13 protein-coding genes are annotated in these 15800 nt (G+C 69.0%); 3 read left to right on the forward strand and 10 right to left on the reverse strand.

Translation table 11 applies throughout. The features are described from left to right. Nucleotides 1-11: 11 nt before the first annotated feature. The 6 genes from N6H00_RS14100 to N6H00_RS14125 all read right to left on the reverse strand — a co-directional run bounded on the left by N6H00_RS14100 (nucleotide 12) and on the right by N6H00_RS14125 (nucleotide 8033). On the reverse strand, nucleotides 12-1031 hold the full coding sequence (locus N6H00_RS14100) for a rod shape-determining protein (protein WP_268976960.1): 1020 nt from the start codon (nucleotides 1029-1031) through the stop codon (nucleotides 12-14). Between the two features lie 323 nt (nucleotides 1032-1354). Then, complete coding sequence (gene ndk, locus N6H00_RS14105) at nucleotides 1355-1768, reverse strand: nucleoside-diphosphate kinase (protein WP_137977951.1); 414 nt, start codon at nucleotides 1766-1768, stop codon at nucleotides 1355-1357. A gap of 75 nt (nucleotides 1769-1843) precedes the next feature. Then, nucleotides 1844-2197: a DUF4233 domain-containing protein gene (locus N6H00_RS14110; RefSeq protein ID WP_268972016.1), complete on the reverse strand. Its 354-nt coding sequence runs from the start codon at nucleotides 2195-2197 to the stop codon at nucleotides 1844-1846. Nucleotide 2198: 1 nt separating this feature from the next. After that, the gene (gene folC, locus N6H00_RS14115; protein ID WP_268972017.1) at nucleotides 2199-3704 is read right to left on the reverse strand and encodes a bifunctional tetrahydrofolate synthase/dihydrofolate synthase; all 1506 of its coding nucleotides are present in this window, start codon (nucleotides 3702-3704) and stop codon (nucleotides 2199-2201) included. Between the two features lie 80 nt (nucleotides 3705-3784). Further along, the gene (locus N6H00_RS14120) at nucleotides 3785-5233 is read right to left on the reverse strand and encodes a peptidoglycan D,D-transpeptidase FtsI family protein (RefSeq protein WP_268972018.1); all 1449 of its coding nucleotides are present in this window, start codon (nucleotides 5231-5233) and stop codon (nucleotides 3785-3787) included. 166 nt (nucleotides 5234-5399) lie between these two features. Further along, complete coding sequence (locus tag N6H00_RS14125) at nucleotides 5400-8033, reverse strand: valine--tRNA ligase (RefSeq protein WP_268972019.1); 2634 nt, start codon at nucleotides 8031-8033, stop codon at nucleotides 5400-5402. Between the two features lie 117 nt (nucleotides 8034-8150). On the opposite strand from N6H00_RS14125, the gene N6H00_RS14130 reads away from it, so the two are divergent. The 3 genes from N6H00_RS14130 to N6H00_RS14140 all read left to right on the forward strand — a co-directional run bounded on the left by N6H00_RS14130 (nucleotide 8151) and on the right by N6H00_RS14140 (nucleotide 11130). Beyond that, entirely contained in the window at nucleotides 8151-9143 is a 993-nt protein-coding gene (locus tag N6H00_RS14130) for a hypothetical protein (protein ID WP_268972020.1), read from the forward strand. Nucleotides 9144-9208: 65 nt separating this feature from the next. After that, entirely contained in the window at nucleotides 9209-10225 is a 1017-nt protein-coding gene (locus N6H00_RS14135) for a hypothetical protein (RefSeq protein ID WP_268972021.1), read from the forward strand. A 56-nt stretch (nucleotides 10226-10281) separates the two neighbouring features. Further along, nucleotides 10282-11130 carry a hypothetical protein gene (locus N6H00_RS14140; protein ID WP_268972022.1) on the forward strand — a complete coding sequence of 283 codons (849 nt, stop codon included), beginning with the start codon at nucleotides 10282-10284 and terminating at the stop codon, nucleotides 11128-11130. Between the two features lie 87 nt (nucleotides 11131-11217). Here N6H00_RS14140 and clpX read toward each other — a convergent pair whose 3' ends face one another. The 4 genes from clpX to tig form a co-directional block, all read right to left on the reverse strand. Next, complete coding sequence (clpX, locus tag N6H00_RS14145) at nucleotides 11218-12504, reverse strand: ATP-dependent Clp protease ATP-binding subunit ClpX (protein ID WP_069865840.1); 1287 nt, start codon at nucleotides 12502-12504, stop codon at nucleotides 11218-11220. Nucleotides 12505-12686: 182 nt separating this feature from the next. After that, complete coding sequence (locus tag N6H00_RS14150) at nucleotides 12687-13343, reverse strand: ATP-dependent Clp protease proteolytic subunit (RefSeq protein ID WP_268972023.1); 657 nt, start codon at nucleotides 13341-13343, stop codon at nucleotides 12687-12689. Between the two features lie 61 nt (nucleotides 13344-13404). Beyond that, nucleotides 13405-14007, reverse strand: coding sequence for an ATP-dependent Clp protease proteolytic subunit (locus tag N6H00_RS14155; protein WP_268976961.1), 603 nt, complete (start codon nucleotides 14005-14007; stop codon nucleotides 13405-13407). Nucleotides 14008-14295: 288 nt separating this feature from the next. Continuing rightward, complete coding sequence (gene tig / locus N6H00_RS14160; protein ID WP_268972024.1) at nucleotides 14296-15732, reverse strand: trigger factor; 1437 nt, start codon at nucleotides 15730-15732, stop codon at nucleotides 14296-14298. Nucleotides 15733-15800: the final 68 nt, after the last annotated feature.

Raw genomic sequence — 15800 nt, forward strand, 5'->3', positions numbered from 1 at the left:
CCGCCGGGTTGTCATCTGCGGGGCTGGGCGTCCAGCACCTGCTGGAGCGCTTCGAACTCCTCCACGCACTTGCCGGACCCGAGCGCGACGGAGTCCAGCGGGTCCTCGGCGATGTGGATGGGCATGCCGGTCTCGCGGCGCAGCCGCTCGTCGAGGCCGCGCAGCAGCGCGCCGCCGCCGGTGAGCACGATGCCGCGGTCCATGACGTCGCCGGAGAGCTCCGGAGGGCACTTGTCGAGGGTGGTCTTGACCGCGTCGACGATCGAGTTGACCGGCTCCTCCATGGCCTTGCGGACCTCGGCGGCGGAGATCACGACGGTCTTGGGGAGCCCGCTGACGAGGTCACGGCCGCGGATCTCGGTGTGCTCCTCCTCGTCGCTCTCGAACGCCGAACCGATGGTGATCTTGATGTTCTCGGCGGTGCGCTCGCCGAGCAGCAGGCTGTACTCCTTCTTGATGTGCTGGATGATCGCGTTGTCCAGCTCATCGCCCGCCACCCGGATGGACTGGGCGGTGACGATGCCGCCCAGCGAGATGACGGCGACCTCGGTGGTGCCGCCGCCGATGTCCACGACCATGTTTCCGGTGGCCTCGTGGACCGGAAGGCCGGAGCCGATGGCCGCGGCCATGGGCTCCTCGATGATGTGCACCTGGCGGGCGCCCGCCTGGGTGGACGCCTCGATGACGGCACGGCGCTCGACTCCGGTGATACCGGACGGCACACAGACCACCACACGGGGCCGGGCGAGATAGCGGCGCTTATGGATCTTCAGGATGAAGTAGCGCAGCATCCGCTCGGTGATCTCGAAGTCGGCGATGACGCCGTCTTTGAGCGGACGCACAGCGACGATGTTGCCAGGGGTGCGGCCGATCATCTTCTTCGCCTCGGCGCCCACGGCGAGAATTCCGCCGGTGTTGGTGTTGATGGCGACGACGGATGGCTCGTTGAGGACGATCCCGCGGCCCCTGACGTACACCAGCGTGTTGGCGGTCCCGAGGTCGACAGCCATGTCACGGCCGATGAACGACATGTTGTTCCCCATGAGGATACGTCAGGCCTTCCCTGCTGGAGCGATTGCTTGCTTGAGGTCGGCAGGATGGGTATGCGCTGCGAGGCGCGGAAGCTCTCATCGTAGTCACGCCCGCTCGAACACGCTGCGGGGGTCCTCCGCCATTGTCAGCAGAACACGACCCCGCCTGCTCTTATGGTGACGACGTGTCGCGGAGACGCGTTCCCCCGATCGGGTCGCATATGCCAAGGGGCGGCCGGGTAATTCGACCGCCCCCAGGTCAGCAGGGGTAAGGCAAGCTGATGATCAAACTGATGGCCGATCAGTGAACGATCGGATCGGGATCAGGCGAGACCGGGAAAGAAAATCTTGATTTCCCGCTCGGCGGACTCCGCCGAGTCCGAGGCATGGATCAGATTTTCCCGAACGATGGTGCCGAAATCGCCACGGATGGAACCCGGCGCGGCGGCGATCGGATCGGTCGGCCCGGCCAGCGCCCGGACGCCCTCGATCACCCGCTCGCCCTCGACGACCAGCGCCACGGCCGGACCGGAGGCCATGAACTCCACCAGGGGCTCGTAGAACGGCTTGCCGACATGCTCGGCGTAGTGCTGCTCCAGGACCTCACGGTCCAGCTGACGCAGCTCGAGGGCGCTGATCGTCCAGCCCGCCTTCTTCTCGATCCGCCCCAGAATCTCGCCCACCAGACCGCGTCGGACGGCGTCGGGCTTGAGAAGGACGAGCGTGCGCTGGCTCACGGTGCGGGCTCCTTTGGGAAATGACGTGCGAGTGGGGCTGTGGAGCAGAGGCTACATGGGCGGACCACGACCACGTTACGCAGCGTCAGGTGAAGCGGCCGAGGACGCGGCGAACCGCGCCTTCGCCTCGTCGACCTTGCGGCCGAAGTGGACCGAGGCCCACCACAGCCCGGCGAAGATCGCGCCGAGGAAGAACATCGTGGACACCACGAAGCCGCTCAGCACCAGGCCGATCTGCACCGCCCAGCCGATCTGCACCGCCCCCGGACGGCTCAGCAGCCCGCACAGCAGCACACACAGAGCCATGGCGATCCCGCAGACCGTCCAGACGGTGCCCATGGACAGCCCGGACGTCTTCATCGCGACCAGCCCGGCGAAACCGATCACGAAGAACTCACCGATGAGAGTGGAAGCGCACAGCGTTCGCATATCAGCCCTTTCCCAGAAGCAGCCGGGCCTCGCCGACCGTGATCACCGACCCGGTCACCAGAACCCCCGCTCCGGCGTATTCGCCCTCTTCCTCCGCCAGGGTGATGGCCTCCTCCAGCGCGTCGTCCAGCCGCGGCTCGACCTGGACCCGGTCCGGGCCGAAGACCTCGACGGCGACCGCGGCCAGCTCGTCCGGGTCCATCGCGCGATGGCTGGAATTCCGGGTCACCACGACCTCGGCGAAGATCGGCTCGAAGGCTTCCAGCAGACCCCGCACATCCTTGTCGTCGCTCGCCCCGACCACACCGACCAGCCTGCTGAAACCGAAGGACTCGGTGACCGCCTCGGCCGCCGCGCGGGCCCCCGCGGGGTTGTGCGCGGCGTCCAGCACCACGGTGGGGCTGCGGCGCACGACCTCCATCCGGCCGGGCGAGGTCGCGGAGGCGAAGGCGGAACGGACGGTGTCGATGTCGAGCGTGCGGGCGTGCTGGGTGCCGATGCCGAAGAACGCCTCGACGGCCGCCAGCGCCACCGCCGCGTTGTGCGCCTGGTGGGCGCCGTGCAGCGGGAGGAAGACATCGGGGTACTCCCCGCCGAGTCCGCGCAGGGTCAGCAGCTGGCCGCCGACCGCGACCTCCCGGGAGAGCACGCCGAACTCCATGCCCTCACGGGCGACCGTGGCGTCCACCTCGACGGCGCGCTTGAGCACCACGGAGGCGGCCTCCACCGGCTGCTGCGCGAGCACCACGGTGGCGTCCTGCTTCACTATGCCGGCCTTCTCCGTGGCGATCTGCTCCGGAGTGGTGCCGAGCCGGTCGGTGTGGTCGAGCGAGATCGGCGTGATCACCGCGACGCCCGCGTCGATCACATTGGTGGCGTCCCAGGAGCCGCCCATGCCGACCTCGACCACCGCGATGTCCACGGGCGCGTCCGCGAAGGCCGCGTACGCCATGCCGGTGAGCACCTCGAAGAAGGACAGCCGGTGCTCCTGCTGGGCGTCGACCATCTCGAGGTACGGCTGGATGTCCTGGTAGGTCTCGATGAACCGCTCGGCGGAGATCGGCGCCCCGTCCAGGCTGATCCGCTCGGTGATCGACTGGACGTGCGGGCTGGTGTAGCGGCCGGTGCGCAGCTCGAAGGCGCCCAGCAGCGACTCGATCATGCGGGCGGTGCTGGTCTTGCCGTTGGTCCCGGTGATGTGGATCGAGGGATAGGCCCGCTGCGGCGAGCCGAGGATGTCCATCAGCGCCTCGATCCGCACCAGCGACGGGTCGAGCTTGGTCTCCGGCCAGCGCCCGGCCAGCGCACTCTCCACCTCGCGCAGCGCGCGGTCCACCTCGGGATCGGCCGGGCGGGACGGGATGCCGTCCCCCTGCGGCGGCCCGGACTGCGCGCGCAGCGTCCGGCTGCCGGCCTCGATCACCGCCAGATCGGGGTCGCGGTCGGTCTCGGCTCCGACGATCTCATCGAACTCGTCGGACTCGTTCTGGGGGCGCTCCTCGCTCACGCCGACCAGTCTACGAGGGTGGTCCGACAGGCGACGGCAGCCCCACGGGGCGCCGGAACGGATCGCCGTGAGCGGCCCGGCTACGACAGCGCCGCCTTCATCATCGCCTTGGCGATCGGCCCCGCCAGACCGCCGCCGGAGATGTCGGCGCGGGCCGCGTCGCTGTCCTCGACCACCACCGCGACAGCGACCTTGTGGCCGTTCCCCGCGTCGGCGTAACTGATGAACCACGCGTACGGGTTGGCGCTGTTGTTCTCACCGTGCTGGGCGGTGCCGGTCTTGCCGCCCACCGTCACCCCGGGGATCTTCGCGTTGGTCCCGGTGCCCTGCTCCACCACCGTCCGCATCGCGGACCGCAGCTCGGACGCGGTGTGCTCGGACATCGCCCGGCTGTAGGTCTTGGCCGAGGTGCGGTCCAGGGCGGACGCGCTGCCGTCCGTGGTGCGGTCGACCTCGTACGGGGTCATCAGCTTGCCGTCGTTCGCGACGGCCGAGGAGACCATCGCCATCTGTAGCGGGGTCGCGTTCACATCGAACTGGCCCATGCCGCTCAGTGCCGTCTGCGAGTCGTTCATCCCGCTCGGGTAGACGCTCTTCGCGGCGCGCACCGGGATGTCCAGCTCGGAGTCGCCGAAGCCCAGCTTCTTCGCCTGCGCCGCCACCTTGGACTGGCCCAGGTCCACGGCCATCTTCGCGAAGACCGTGTTGCACGAGTACTCCAGGGCGGTGCGTATCGTCGCGTTCTCGCAGGGCGCCGAGCTGCTCTCGTTGTGCATATCGGTCACCGTGCCCGGCAGCCGGTACGGGTCCGGGCTCTTGGTGGGCTCGTCCACCGACGAGTACAGCCCGTTCTCCAGCGCGGCGGCGGCGACCACGACCTTGAAGGTCGAGCCCGGCGGGTACGTCTGGCGCAGCGCGCGGTTCAGCATGGGCTGCTTCTTGTCCTTCTGCAGCGCGTTCCACGCCTTCTGGTCCGCCGTGGAGGAGCCCGCGAAGGTGCCGGGGTCGTACGAGGGCGTGCTGGCCAGGGCGAGCACGGCGCCGGTTTCGGGGTCGATCGCCACGGCCGCGCCGGTCTTGTTCCCCAGCCCCTCGTAGGCGGCCTTCTGCACGGCCGGATCGATCGTGGTGATCACATCGCCGGGCTTGGACCGCTCCCGCGTCACCGCCTGGAGCGGGTTCTTCAGCCGGCTGTCGGAGCCGTCGAGGACCTGCCGCTCCAACGCCTCCAGCTGAGTGCTGCCGTAGGACTGGGAGGCATAGCCGGTGACCGGTGCGTAGAGCTTCCCGTCGGTGTAGGTGCGCTTGTACTTCAGATTGCCCTGGGTGGCGGCGGAGCCGGTGACCGGCTCGCCTCCGACCAGGATGTCGCCCAGCGGCCCGGCGTACTCGGAGATGGCCACACGGCTGTTGTGCTCGTTGTCCCGAAGACTGCTGCCTCTGGCCAACTGCACATAGGTGACCCAGATCAGCAGGGCCATCACCAGCAGCAGGGAGAAGACGGAGGCCCTGCGCAGCGGCTTGTTCATGGAGGGTGAAGCTCCTTCCGGGGCGTACGGGCGGATAACTCCTGGAAGGCTGGGTTTGGTTCCCGATGGGGCATTCCTGTGAGCTTGCTGTGGGACACTCCACGCGTATCACACACGAGCGCCCCCGCCGGAATCCGGTGGGGGCGCTCGGCGCGGTCGAACTCGGTCAGCCCTGGGGGAGGGCCGCCAACTGGGCGGTGATCCGGGCGATATCGGCCTCGGCGGTCGCCTGCCGGGTGCGGATCTTCTCCACGACATGGTCGGGGGCCTTGGCCAGGAAGCCCTCGTTGGACAGCTTCGCGGTCGTCTGCGCCTTGTCCTTCTCGGCCGCGGCGAGGTCCTTGGCCAGCCGCTTGCGCTCGGCCTCGACGTCGATCGCACCGGACAGGTCCAGCGCCACGGTCGCGCCCGCGACCGGCAGCGAGGCGGTGGCCGTGAAGCCCTCACCGGCCGGCTGGAGGCGCAGCAGGGAGCGCATCGCGTCCTCGTGGGCGGCGAGCGAGGTGCCGGACAGCTCCAGCCGGGCCGGGACCCGCTGACCGGGCTGGAGGCCCTGGTCGGCGCGGAACCGGCGGACCTCGGTGACCACCTGCTGGAGGTTCTCGATCTCCCGCTCGGCCGCCTCGTCCCGGAAGCCGCTGTCCTGGGGCCAGTCGGCGATGACGACGGACTCCTGACCGGTCAGCGAGGTCCACAGCTTCTCGGTGACGAACGGGACCACCGGGTGCAGCAGCCGCAGCGTGACGTCCAGGACCTCACCGAGGACGCGCCGCGAGGCGTCGGCCTCCGCACCGCCCTTGGCGAAGGTGGTCTTGGACAGCTCGACGTACCAGTCGAAGACCTCGTCCCACGCGAAGTGGTAGAGGACGTCGGAGAGCTTGGCGAACTGGTAGTCCTCGTAGTACGCGTCGACCTCGGCGACCACCGCGTTCAGCCGGGACAGGATCCAGCGGTCGGTGGCGGACAGCCGCTCGGGGGCGGGCAGTTCGCCCTCGACCGTCGCACCGTTCATCAGCGCGAAGCGGGTCGCGTTCCAGATCTTGTTGGCGAAGTTGCGGGACGCCTGGACCCAGTCCTCGCCGATCGGGACGTCCACACCGGGGTTGGCGCCCCGGGCCAGGGTGAAGCGGACCGCGTCCGATCCATAGGTGTCCATCCAGTCCAGCGGGTTGACCGCGTTGCCGAAGGACTTGGACATCTTCTTGCCGAACTGGTCACGGACCATGCCGTGCAGCGCGATGGTGTGGAACGGCGGGGTGCCGTCCATGGCGTACAGGCCGAACATCATCATCCGGGCGACCCAGAAGAAGAGGATGTCGTAGCCGGTGACCAGGACCGAGTTCGGATAGAACTTCTCCAGGCTCTCGGTCCGCTCGGGCCAGCCGAGCGTGGAGAACGGCCACAGGCCGGACGAGAACCAGGTGTCCAGGACGTCGCTGTCCTGGTGCCAGCCCTCGCCGCCCGGCGGCTCCTCGTCCGGTCCGACGCAGACGACCTCGCCGTTCGGCCCGTACCAGACCGGGATGCGGTGGCCCCACCACAGCTGCCGCGAGATGCACCAGTCGTGGAGGTTGTCGACCCAGTCGAAGTAGCGCTTCGACATGTCCTCGGGGTGGATCTTCACCCGGCCGTCACGGACCGCGTCGCCCGCCGCCTTGGCCAGCGGGCCGACCTTGACCCACCACTGCATGGACAGCCGCGGCTCGATGGTCGTCTTGCAGCGCGAGCAGTGGCCCACGGAGTGGGTGTACGGGCGCTTCTCGGCGACGATCCGGCCCTCGGCGCGCAGGGCGCCGACGACGGCGCTGCGCGCCTCCAGACGGTCCAGGCCCTGGAAGGGGCCGTGGGCGGTGATGACCGCGTGCTCGTCCATGACGGTCAGGTTCGGCAGGCCGTGCCGCTGCCCGATCTCGAAGTCGTTCGGGTCGTGGGCCGGGGTGACCTTGACCGCGCCGGTGCCGAACTCGGGGTCGACGTGCTCGTCGGCGACGATGGGGATCCGGCGGCCGGTGAGCGGCAGCTCGATCTCGGTGCCGACGAGGTGGCGGTAGCGCTCGTCGTCGGGGTGGACGGCGACCGCGGTGTCGCCGAGCATCGTCTCGGCACGGGTCGTCGCCACGACGATGGACGCCTCGCCCTCGCCGTACCGGATCGAGACGAGCTCGCCGTCGTCGTCGTCGTACTCCACCTCGATGTCCGAGATGGCCGTGAGACAGCGCGGGCACCAGTTGATGATGCGCTCGGCGCGGTAGATCAGCTCGTCCTCGTAGAGCCGCTTGAAGATCGTCTGGACGGCCTTGGAGAGCCCCTCGTCCATGGTGAAGCGCTCACGGTTCCAGGCGACGCCGTCGCCCAGGCGCCGCATCTGGCCGGAGATCTGCCCACCGGACTCGCGCTTCCACCGCCACACGCGCTCCACGAACGCCTCGCGGCCCAGGTCGTGGCGGGAGACGCCCTCCTTGGCCAGCTCGCGCTCGACCACGTTCTGCGTGGCGATACCGGCGTGGTCCATACCGGGCTGCCAGAGCGTCTCAAAGCCCTGCATTCGCTTGCGCCGGGTGAGCGCATCGATGATCGTGTGCTCGAAGGCATGGCCGAGGTGGAGCGAGCCGGTCACATTGGGGGGCGGGATGACAATGGTGTAGGGCTCTTTGCCGCTCTTCGCGTCCGCCTCGAAGTAACCGCGCTCTACCCAGTGCTCGTACAGCTGCCCCTCTACGTCGGCCGGCGCGTACTGGGTCGGCAGTTCGGGGTGGCTGTTCGGCCCGCTCGTGGGGCGCTGCGAAGAGTTCTCGGTCACGCCCGCAGTCTAAAGGGCCGCCGCCTTCCGTTACGAACCCGTTGTGGCCCCGGCGCCAAGGCGCCCCGGGGCGTCGGGAAGGATGTTGGAACCTGTCATGCGCATAAGGAGAGGCACATGAGCCATCAGCAGCCGCCGCCGCAGCCCGGCCCCTATGGGGGGCAGCCGGGGCCGTACGGCGCCGGTCAGCCGCCGGTGCCCAATCCGTACGCGCAGTCGCCGGCTCCGGGATACGGACAGCCGCCACAGGGCGGCTACGGCTACCCGGGGACCTACGGCCAGTCCGGCGGCTACGGACAGCCCCAGCAGCCCGCGAACCCTTACGGACAGCCGCCCCAGCAGGGCCCGGCCCCCCAGCAGCCCGCGAACCCCTACGGACAGCCGCCCCAGCAGGGCCCGGCGCCCCAGCAGGGGCCCGGCTACTACGGCGGCCCCCAGGCGCCGCCTGCGGCCCCGGGACCGCGGGCGGGCTCCGGTGGCGCCGGTAAGGGCAGGAAGGCGGCTCTCGCGGTCGGCGCGGTGGTGGTCGTGGGGGCCCTGGGTGCGGGGGCGTACGCGCTGTTCGGCGGCAGCGGCGGCCCGTACAAGCTCACCACGCCTAAGACGGTCGCCGCGGACTACCAGCGCCAGGGCTCGGGCACGGACGACAGCGATCTGTCCGCGGCGGGCAAGAAGGACCTCCAGCAGGTGCCGGTCGTCAAGGACCCGCACCTGGTGGCGGCCGACTACCAGACCTCCGGCAAGGAGATGCTGAAGTTCACCGGCGTCTGGGGCGAGGTGACCGACCCGGAGCGGGGCGCGGACCTGGCCCTGGCGGTCATCGTCAAGACGCTCCAGGACAACGGCACCGCGCAGGCCAAGGGCAGCCCCCAGGAGTTCTCCCCGGACGGCTTCGACGGGGACGTCCTGAAGTGCCAGTCCATGAAGTTCACCTCGGATCAGGGATCCATGGAGGCCCCCGCGTGCGTCTGGGGCGACAAGGACACCCTGGGTGTCACGGTCATGGCGGACCCGGCGGCAGCGGTGCTCGGCGGTGGCATGTCCCTGAAGGACGCCGCCGAGATCACGGCCAAGGTGCGCGAGGACGCACGCGTCGAGATCGACGGCTAGATCCACGGCTGGCCCGCGACCGGCGCACAGCGACACAACAGCAGTTTCACCAACGAGGGATACAGATGAGCTACAACCAGCCGGGCCCCTACGGCCAGCAGCCCCAGCAGCCGGGTCCCTACGGACAGGGCGGAGCGGCCGGCCAGCCCGGCTACGGCTACCCGCAGCAGCCGGGCCCCTACGGACAGCCGCCCCAGCCGCCCCAGCCGGGCTACGGCTTCCCCCAGCAGCCGCAAGGGCAGCCGAACCCTTACGGCCAGCCCCAGCAGCCGGGTCCCTACGGGCAGCCCGCGAACCCTTACGGGCAGCAGCCCTACGGCCAGCCGGGCATGCCGGGTCCGTACCAGCCGGGTCCGGGCCAGGGCGGCGGCAAGAAGAAGGGTCTGATGGCCGCGATCGGCGTGGTGGTCGCGGTGGCCGCGATCGTCGGCGGTGTCCTGGTGTTCAAGGGCGGGGACGACGGCGACAGCGGTGGCAGTGGCGGCGGTAAGGAGACCGTCGCCGACGACGGCAAGCGGTACAAGCTCACCACTCCCGAGACGCTGGCCGACGGCTACACCAAGAGCGGCTCCGGCGGCGGGCTCACCTCCTCGGACGCCGACGACTTCGAGAGGTTCGGCGTCACCAACCCCGAGACCGTGAGCGCGGAATACGAGTCCGGCGAGGGCATGAACGCCAAGCAGTTGCAGCTCAACGGCGTCTGGGGCGAGGTGGAGGACCCCGAGGCGGTCGTCGACGCCGCCTTCGCGAAGATCGCCGAAGAGGCCGCGAAGGACCCCTCGACCAGCGGTGGGATGAAAGCCGAGCTCGTGGGCAGCCCGGCGCCGGTGACGCCCAGCGGCTTCGAGGACGCCGTGATGAAGTGCCAGAACACCAAGTTCACCCCGGACTCCAGCGCCAGTTCCAGCGGCATCACCAAGAGCTTCACGATTCCGATCTGCATGTGGGGCGACCACAGCACGGTGGGGTACGTGATCGTCTCCGACGCCGCCGCGGCGCTGGCCGGTGACGGCATGTCGCTCGACGACGCCGGCGAGATCACCGCGAAGGTCCGCGACGACGCGCGGGTGGAGATCAACTAGCCGAGCGGGCCGACGAGTTCCAGGCCACAGCCGATCCGGAGGGGATCCTCACACCCATGAGCCACAACCAGCCACCGCCACCGCCGGGGCCCTACGGCGGCGGGCCCGGCCCGTACGGAAGCGCTCAGCCCAATCCGTACGGCGGCGGGCAGCAGCCCCCCGCGGAGCCCAACCCGTACGCGCAGACGCAGGGTTACGGCTATCCGCAGCAGCAGCCCCCGCAGGGCTACGGCTACCCGCAGCAGGCGGCGGGTCCCTACGGCCAGCCGCCCTACCCCGCGCCGCCCGCGGCCGGCGGGGGCGGCAACCGCACCAAGATCATCGCGGTGACGGTGGCCGGGCTCGTGGTGCTGGGCGCGATCGTCACCGGCGCCGTGGTGCTGACCGGCGGCGACGACGGTCCGAAGGCGATGAAGCTCGTCACTCCCAAGACGCTCGACGACGGCACCTACACCCTCGACAAGGGCACGGACGACCTCGACAACGAGGGCACCAGCGTGCAGGACAGCATGCCCGAGGGCGCGACCTCCGTCCTGGCCCAGTACAAGCGGTCGGACGACGACAACTCGGGGCTGGCCTTCTCCGGTATGTACGGGAAGATCAGCGACCCCGACACGGTCCGGGACCAGATGTTCAAGGGCTTCTCGGGCGGCGACGGCTCCCCCACGGTGGAGAAGAAGCGCAAGCAGTTCCAGCCGGAGGGCGCCGACGGTCCGTCGGTGGAGTGCGAGGTCGTCAAGTTGTACGACCGGATCTACGCCCCGGCCTGCGTCTGGGCGGAGGAGACGGACGCGGCGATGGTGCTCGACGTCAACGCCGAGAACACCTCGGCCTCGGACGCCGACATGGAGTCCTTCGCCAAGGTGACCGCGGGCATCTACAAGGACACCCGCAAGCCCGCCTGAACCGCCCACAAGGCGCCACAGGGCGCGTACGACACGAAGAGGGCCCCGGAAGACCGGGGCCCTCTTCGTATGCTCCCTACGGGGCGCTCAGGCGCTCTTCTCGTGCCGCTCACCCGGCTCGGTGCCACGGCTGCGGGGCACCAGCGTGGGATTCACGTTGGAGTGCACGACGTCCTCGGTGATGACGACGCGGGCCACGTCCTTGCGGGACGGCACCTCGTACATCGCCGACATCAGCACCTCCTCGATGATGGCGCGCAGGCCCCGGGCCCCGGTGCCGCGGAGAATCGCCTGGTCGGCGATGGCCTCCAGGGCCGGACGGTCGAAGTCCAGCTCGACACCGTCGAGTTCGAACAGCCGTTGGTACTGCTTCACCAGGGCGTTCCGCGGCTCGACCAGGATCTGGAGCAGCGCCTCGCGGTCGAGGTTGTGGACGGAGGTGATGACCGGGAGACGGCCGATGAATTCCGGGATCATTCCGAACTTCACCAGGTCCTCGGGCATGACCTCCTGGAACTGGTCGCTCGCCTCGATCTCGCGCTTGGAGCGGATCGTGGCGCCGAATCCGATGCCCTTGGCACCGGCCCGCGCCTCGATGATCTTCTCCAGACCGGCGAAGGCACCGCCCACGATGAACAGCACATTCGTGGTGTCGATCTGGATGAACTCCTGGTGCGGGTGTTTCCGTCCGCCCTGCGGCGGCACCGACGCCGTGGTCCCTTCCAGGATCTTCAGCAGTGCCTGCTGAACGCCCTCGCCGGACACATCGCGGGTGATCGAGGGGTTCTCGCTCTTACGGGCCACCTTGTCGATCTCGTCGATGTAGATGATGCCCGTCTCGGCCTTCTTGACGTCGTAGTCGGCGGCCTGGATCAGCTTCAGGAGGATGTTCTCCACGTCCTCGCCGACATAGCCCGCCTCGGTGAGCGCGGTCGCGTCGGCGATGGCGAAGGGGACGTTGAGCATCCGGGCGAGGGTCTGCGCGAGCAGGGTCTTGCCGGAGCCGGTGGGGCCGAGCAGCAGGATGTTGGACTTGGCCAACTCGATGCCGTCGTCGCGGTTGTGGCCGCCGTTCTCCCCCGCCTGGACCCGCTTGTAGTGGTTGTAGACGGCGACCGAGAGCGCCTTCTTCGCGGCCTCCTGGCCGACCACATAGCCCTCGAGGAATTCATAGATCTCGCGCGGCTTGGGGAGTTCCTCCCAGCGCACCTCGGAGGTCTCGGCGAGCTCCTCCTCGATGATCTCGTTGCAGAGATCGATGCATTCATCGCAGATGTACACACCCGGGCCCGCGATGAGCTTCTTCACCTGCTTCTGGCTCTTCCCGCAGAACGAGCACTTGAGCAGGTCGCCGCCGTCACCGATGCGTGCCACGAGGTGCTTCCCCTTCGCCTTGGATCCGCTGCGCTCCGCGGAACCGGGTGCTTGCGCTGCGCTTTCTGCTTCTTATTTCCCGGGGCCGGGGCCCCCAGCCTTCTATGACGGTACCTTGCCGGGCCCCCGGTTCGGGCCCCCCTTGGACCTACTCGGTCCAAGGGGGTGGTGCCATCGATGAATCAGCCGAGACCGACCGACGTCTTGCGGGTCGAGACGATCTGGTCGACAAGACCGTACGCCAGGGACTCCTCGGCCGTGAGGATCTTGTCCCGCTCGATATCGTCGCGGATCTTCTCGATGGGCGTGGTGGAGTGCTTGGCCAGCATCTCCTCGAGCTGCGAGCGCATGCGCAGGATCTCGTTGGCCGCGATCTCCAGGTCGGAGACCTGACCCCGCCCGGTCTCACTGTACGGCTGGTGGATCAGCACCCGGGCGTTGGGCAGGGCCATCCGCTTGCCCGGCGTACCGGCGGCGAGCAGCACGGCCGCGGCGGACGCCGCCTGGCCCATGCAGACCGTCTGGATGTCGGGCTTGACGAACTGCATCGTGTCGTAGATGGCGGTCAGCGCGGTGAACGAGCCGCCGGGCGAGTTGATGTAGACCGAGATGTCGCGGTCCGGGTCCATCGACTCCAGGCACAGCAGCTGCGCCATGACGTCGTTGGCCGAGGCGTCGTCGATCTGGACGCCCAGGAAGATCACGCGCTCTTCGAAGAGCTTGGCGTACGGGTCGTACTCGCGAATGCCCTGGGAGGTGCGCTCGACGAAGCGCGGAACGACATAGCGGGATTCGGCCATCGGGCCGGTGTACAGGCCGCTGCCGGGGAAGTTGCTCATCTGGGTGTTCACCATCCTGTGGCGATCTGGGGGCTGGAGGTCGGCTACGGGACGGCGGGACTCAGGCCCCAGTGCCGCCACCGCCCGGAACGCTGGAGGCGGTCGTCATGACGTCGTCGATCAGGCCGTACTCCTTGGCCTCCTCGGCGGAGAACCAGCGGTCGCGGTCGGAGTCACGGACGATCTGCTCAACCGTCTGGCCGGTGTGGAAGGCGGTGAGCTCGGCCATGCGCTTCTTGGTGTGCAGCAGCCGCTCGGCGTGGATCTTGATGTCCGAGGCGGAACCCGCCAGGCCCGCGGAGGGCTGGTGGATCAGGATCTCGGCATTGGGGAGCGCGAAGCGCTTGCCCGGGGTGCCGGCGCTCAGCAGGAACTGGCCCATCGAGGCGGCGAGGCCCATGGCGATGGTGACCACGTCGTTCTTGATGTACTGCATGGTGTCGTAGATCGCCATGCCGGCCGAGATCGAACCGCCCGGGGAGTTGATGTAGAGGTAGATGTCCTTGTCCGGATCGGCGGCGAGCAGGAGTAGCTGTGCCGTGATCTTGTTGGCGATGTCGTCGTCGACCGGCTGGCCGAGGAAGATGATCCGCTCGCCGAGCAGCCGGTTGTAGACCTGGTCGCCGAGGCCACCGACGGTCGGCTCGCCGGCGGCGGAAGGCATCGTATTCGTCACGTATCCACCTGCTCGTCTCTGACGGCTTACTGGCCGTCTCAGCGTCTTCTTCTGGGTCGGGAGCGCGGCCGCCGGTGCGGCCCCGGCGGGCTTGCGAGACTCCCCTGCCCTCGTACCTACGGACCCTAACGCGCTGGTCGGCGGGCGCCATCCCGCATCAGGAACTGTTCGCTCTGAGCGCATGTCCCGGCGCCGGGCGGACGCCGCGGAACACGAACGGGCCCGGACGCGTGCAGACGTTCGGGCCCGTTCGTACGGGCTGTGAGCGGACCGGGGTCAGCTCTCGGCCTTGTCCTGCTTCTCCTGGGACTCCGCGGGCTCCTCGGCGGTCTCGGCCTCGGCCTCGGCGGGCTCCTCGGCGGTCTCGGAGGTGGCCTCGACCGTCTCGCCGGTCTCGTCCTCCTCGTCGTCCAGGTCGACGGTCTCGCCCTTGTCGTCGACGACCTTGGCGGCCTCGACCACCACGGCCAGCGCCTTGCCGCGGGCGACCTCGCCGACGAGCATCGGCACCTGGCCGCCCTCGACGACGGCCTGGGCGAACTGGTCCGGGCTCATACCGGAGGACTGGGCGCGGCGCATGAGGTGCTCGGTGAGCTCCTCCTGGCCGACGGACAGCTGCTCCTTGTTGACCAGCTCGTCGAGGACGAACTGGGTCCGGATGCCCTTCTCGGCCTGCTCCTTGAGCTCGGCGTCGAACTCCTCGGCGGTCTTGCCCTGCATCTGCAGGTAGGAGTCCAGGTTCAGGCCCATCTGGCCGAGCTGGTGGTGCTCCAGGTTGTGCTTGCGGGTGTTGATCTCGTCCTCGAGGAGCTTCTCGGGGATCGGCACCTCGACCAGGGCCAGCAGGGCGTCCAGCACCTTCTCCTGGGCCTGGGTGGCCTGCTCGAACTTCTTCGACCGCTCCAGGCGCTTGCGGCTGTCCGCGCGCATCTCCTCGAGGGTGTCGAACTCGCTGGCCAGCTGGGCGAAGTCGTCGTCGAGCTCCGGCAGCTCACGGGCCTTGACCTCGGAGACCTTGACCGTGACCTCGGCCTCCTTGCCCTGGGCGGAGCCGCCCTTGAGCTCGGAGGTGAAGGTGGCCTCGCCACCCGCCTCCAGGCCGGTCACGGCCTCGTCGATGCCGTCCAGCAGCTCGCCCGAGCCGATGGTGTAGGTGACGCCATTGGCGACACCGTCCTCGAGGACCTCGCCGTCGACCTTGGCCTCGAGGTCGATCACGACGACGTCGCCCTCGGCGGCGGCGCGCTCCACGGCCGAGGTGGTGGCGAAGCGCTCGCGCAGCTGCTCGACGGACTTGTCGATGTCCTCGTCCGTGACCTCGACGGAGTCGACGGTGACCTCGATGCCGGAGTAGTCCGGGATCTCGATCGTCGGCCGGATGTCGACCTCGGCGGTGAAAGTCAGCAGCTCGTTGTCCTTGAGCTCGGTGATGTCCACCTCGGGCTGGCCGAGCGGGTTCAGCTCACCCTCGTTGACCGCGTCGGTGTAGAACTTCGGGAGCGCGTCGTTGACGGCCTCCTCCAGCACCGCGCCGCGGCCGAACCGCTGGTCGATGATGCGGGCCGGGATCTTGCCCTTACGGAACCCAGGCACCGTGACCTGCTGGTTGATCTTCTTGTACGCCGCGTCGAGGCTGGGCTTGAGCTCCTCGAAGGGCACCTCGACAGTGAGCCGAACCCGGGTCGGGTTCAGGTTCTCCACGGCGCTCTTCACGGTTCGGTCTCCTTGGGGGCTGACGTGTGGTGTTCGGCTGCGGTGCGCTGTCGCGTCGCAGCGGATTC

Origin of the sequence: Streptomyces sp. S465 (assembly GCF_026898115.1) — a bacterium.
Taxonomy (GTDB): Bacteria; Actinomycetota; Actinomycetes; order Streptomycetales; family Streptomycetaceae; genus Streptomyces; species Streptomyces luomodiensis.

Coding starts and splice junctions, on each gene's coding strand:
- N6H00_RS14100 (WP_268976960.1), bottom strand. CDS start 1,031: ATGTCGTTCATCGGCCGTGACATGGCTGTCGACCTCGGGACCGCCAAC.
- N6H00_RS14110 (WP_268972016.1), bottom strand. CDS start 2,197: ATGCGAACGCTGTGCGCTTCCACTCTCATCGGTGAGTTCTTCGTGATC.
- N6H00_RS14120 (WP_268972018.1), bottom strand. CDS start 5,233: ATGAACAAGCCGCTGCGCAGGGCCTCCGTCTTCTCCCTGCTGCTGGTG.
- N6H00_RS14130 (WP_268972020.1), top strand. CDS start 8,151: ATGAGCCATCAGCAGCCGCCGCCGCAGCCCGGCCCCTATGGGGGGCAG.
- N6H00_RS14135 (WP_268972021.1), top strand. CDS start 9,209: ATGAGCTACAACCAGCCGGGCCCCTACGGCCAGCAGCCCCAGCAGCCG.
- N6H00_RS14140 (WP_268972022.1), top strand. CDS start 10,282: ATGAGCCACAACCAGCCACCGCCACCGCCGGGGCCCTACGGCGGCGGG.
- N6H00_RS14150 (WP_268972023.1), bottom strand. CDS start 13,343: ATGAGCAACTTCCCCGGCAGCGGCCTGTACACCGGCCCGATGGCCGAA.
- N6H00_RS14155 (WP_268976961.1), bottom strand. CDS start 14,007: ATGCCTTCCGCCGCCGGCGAGCCGACCGTCGGTGGCCTCGGCGACCAG.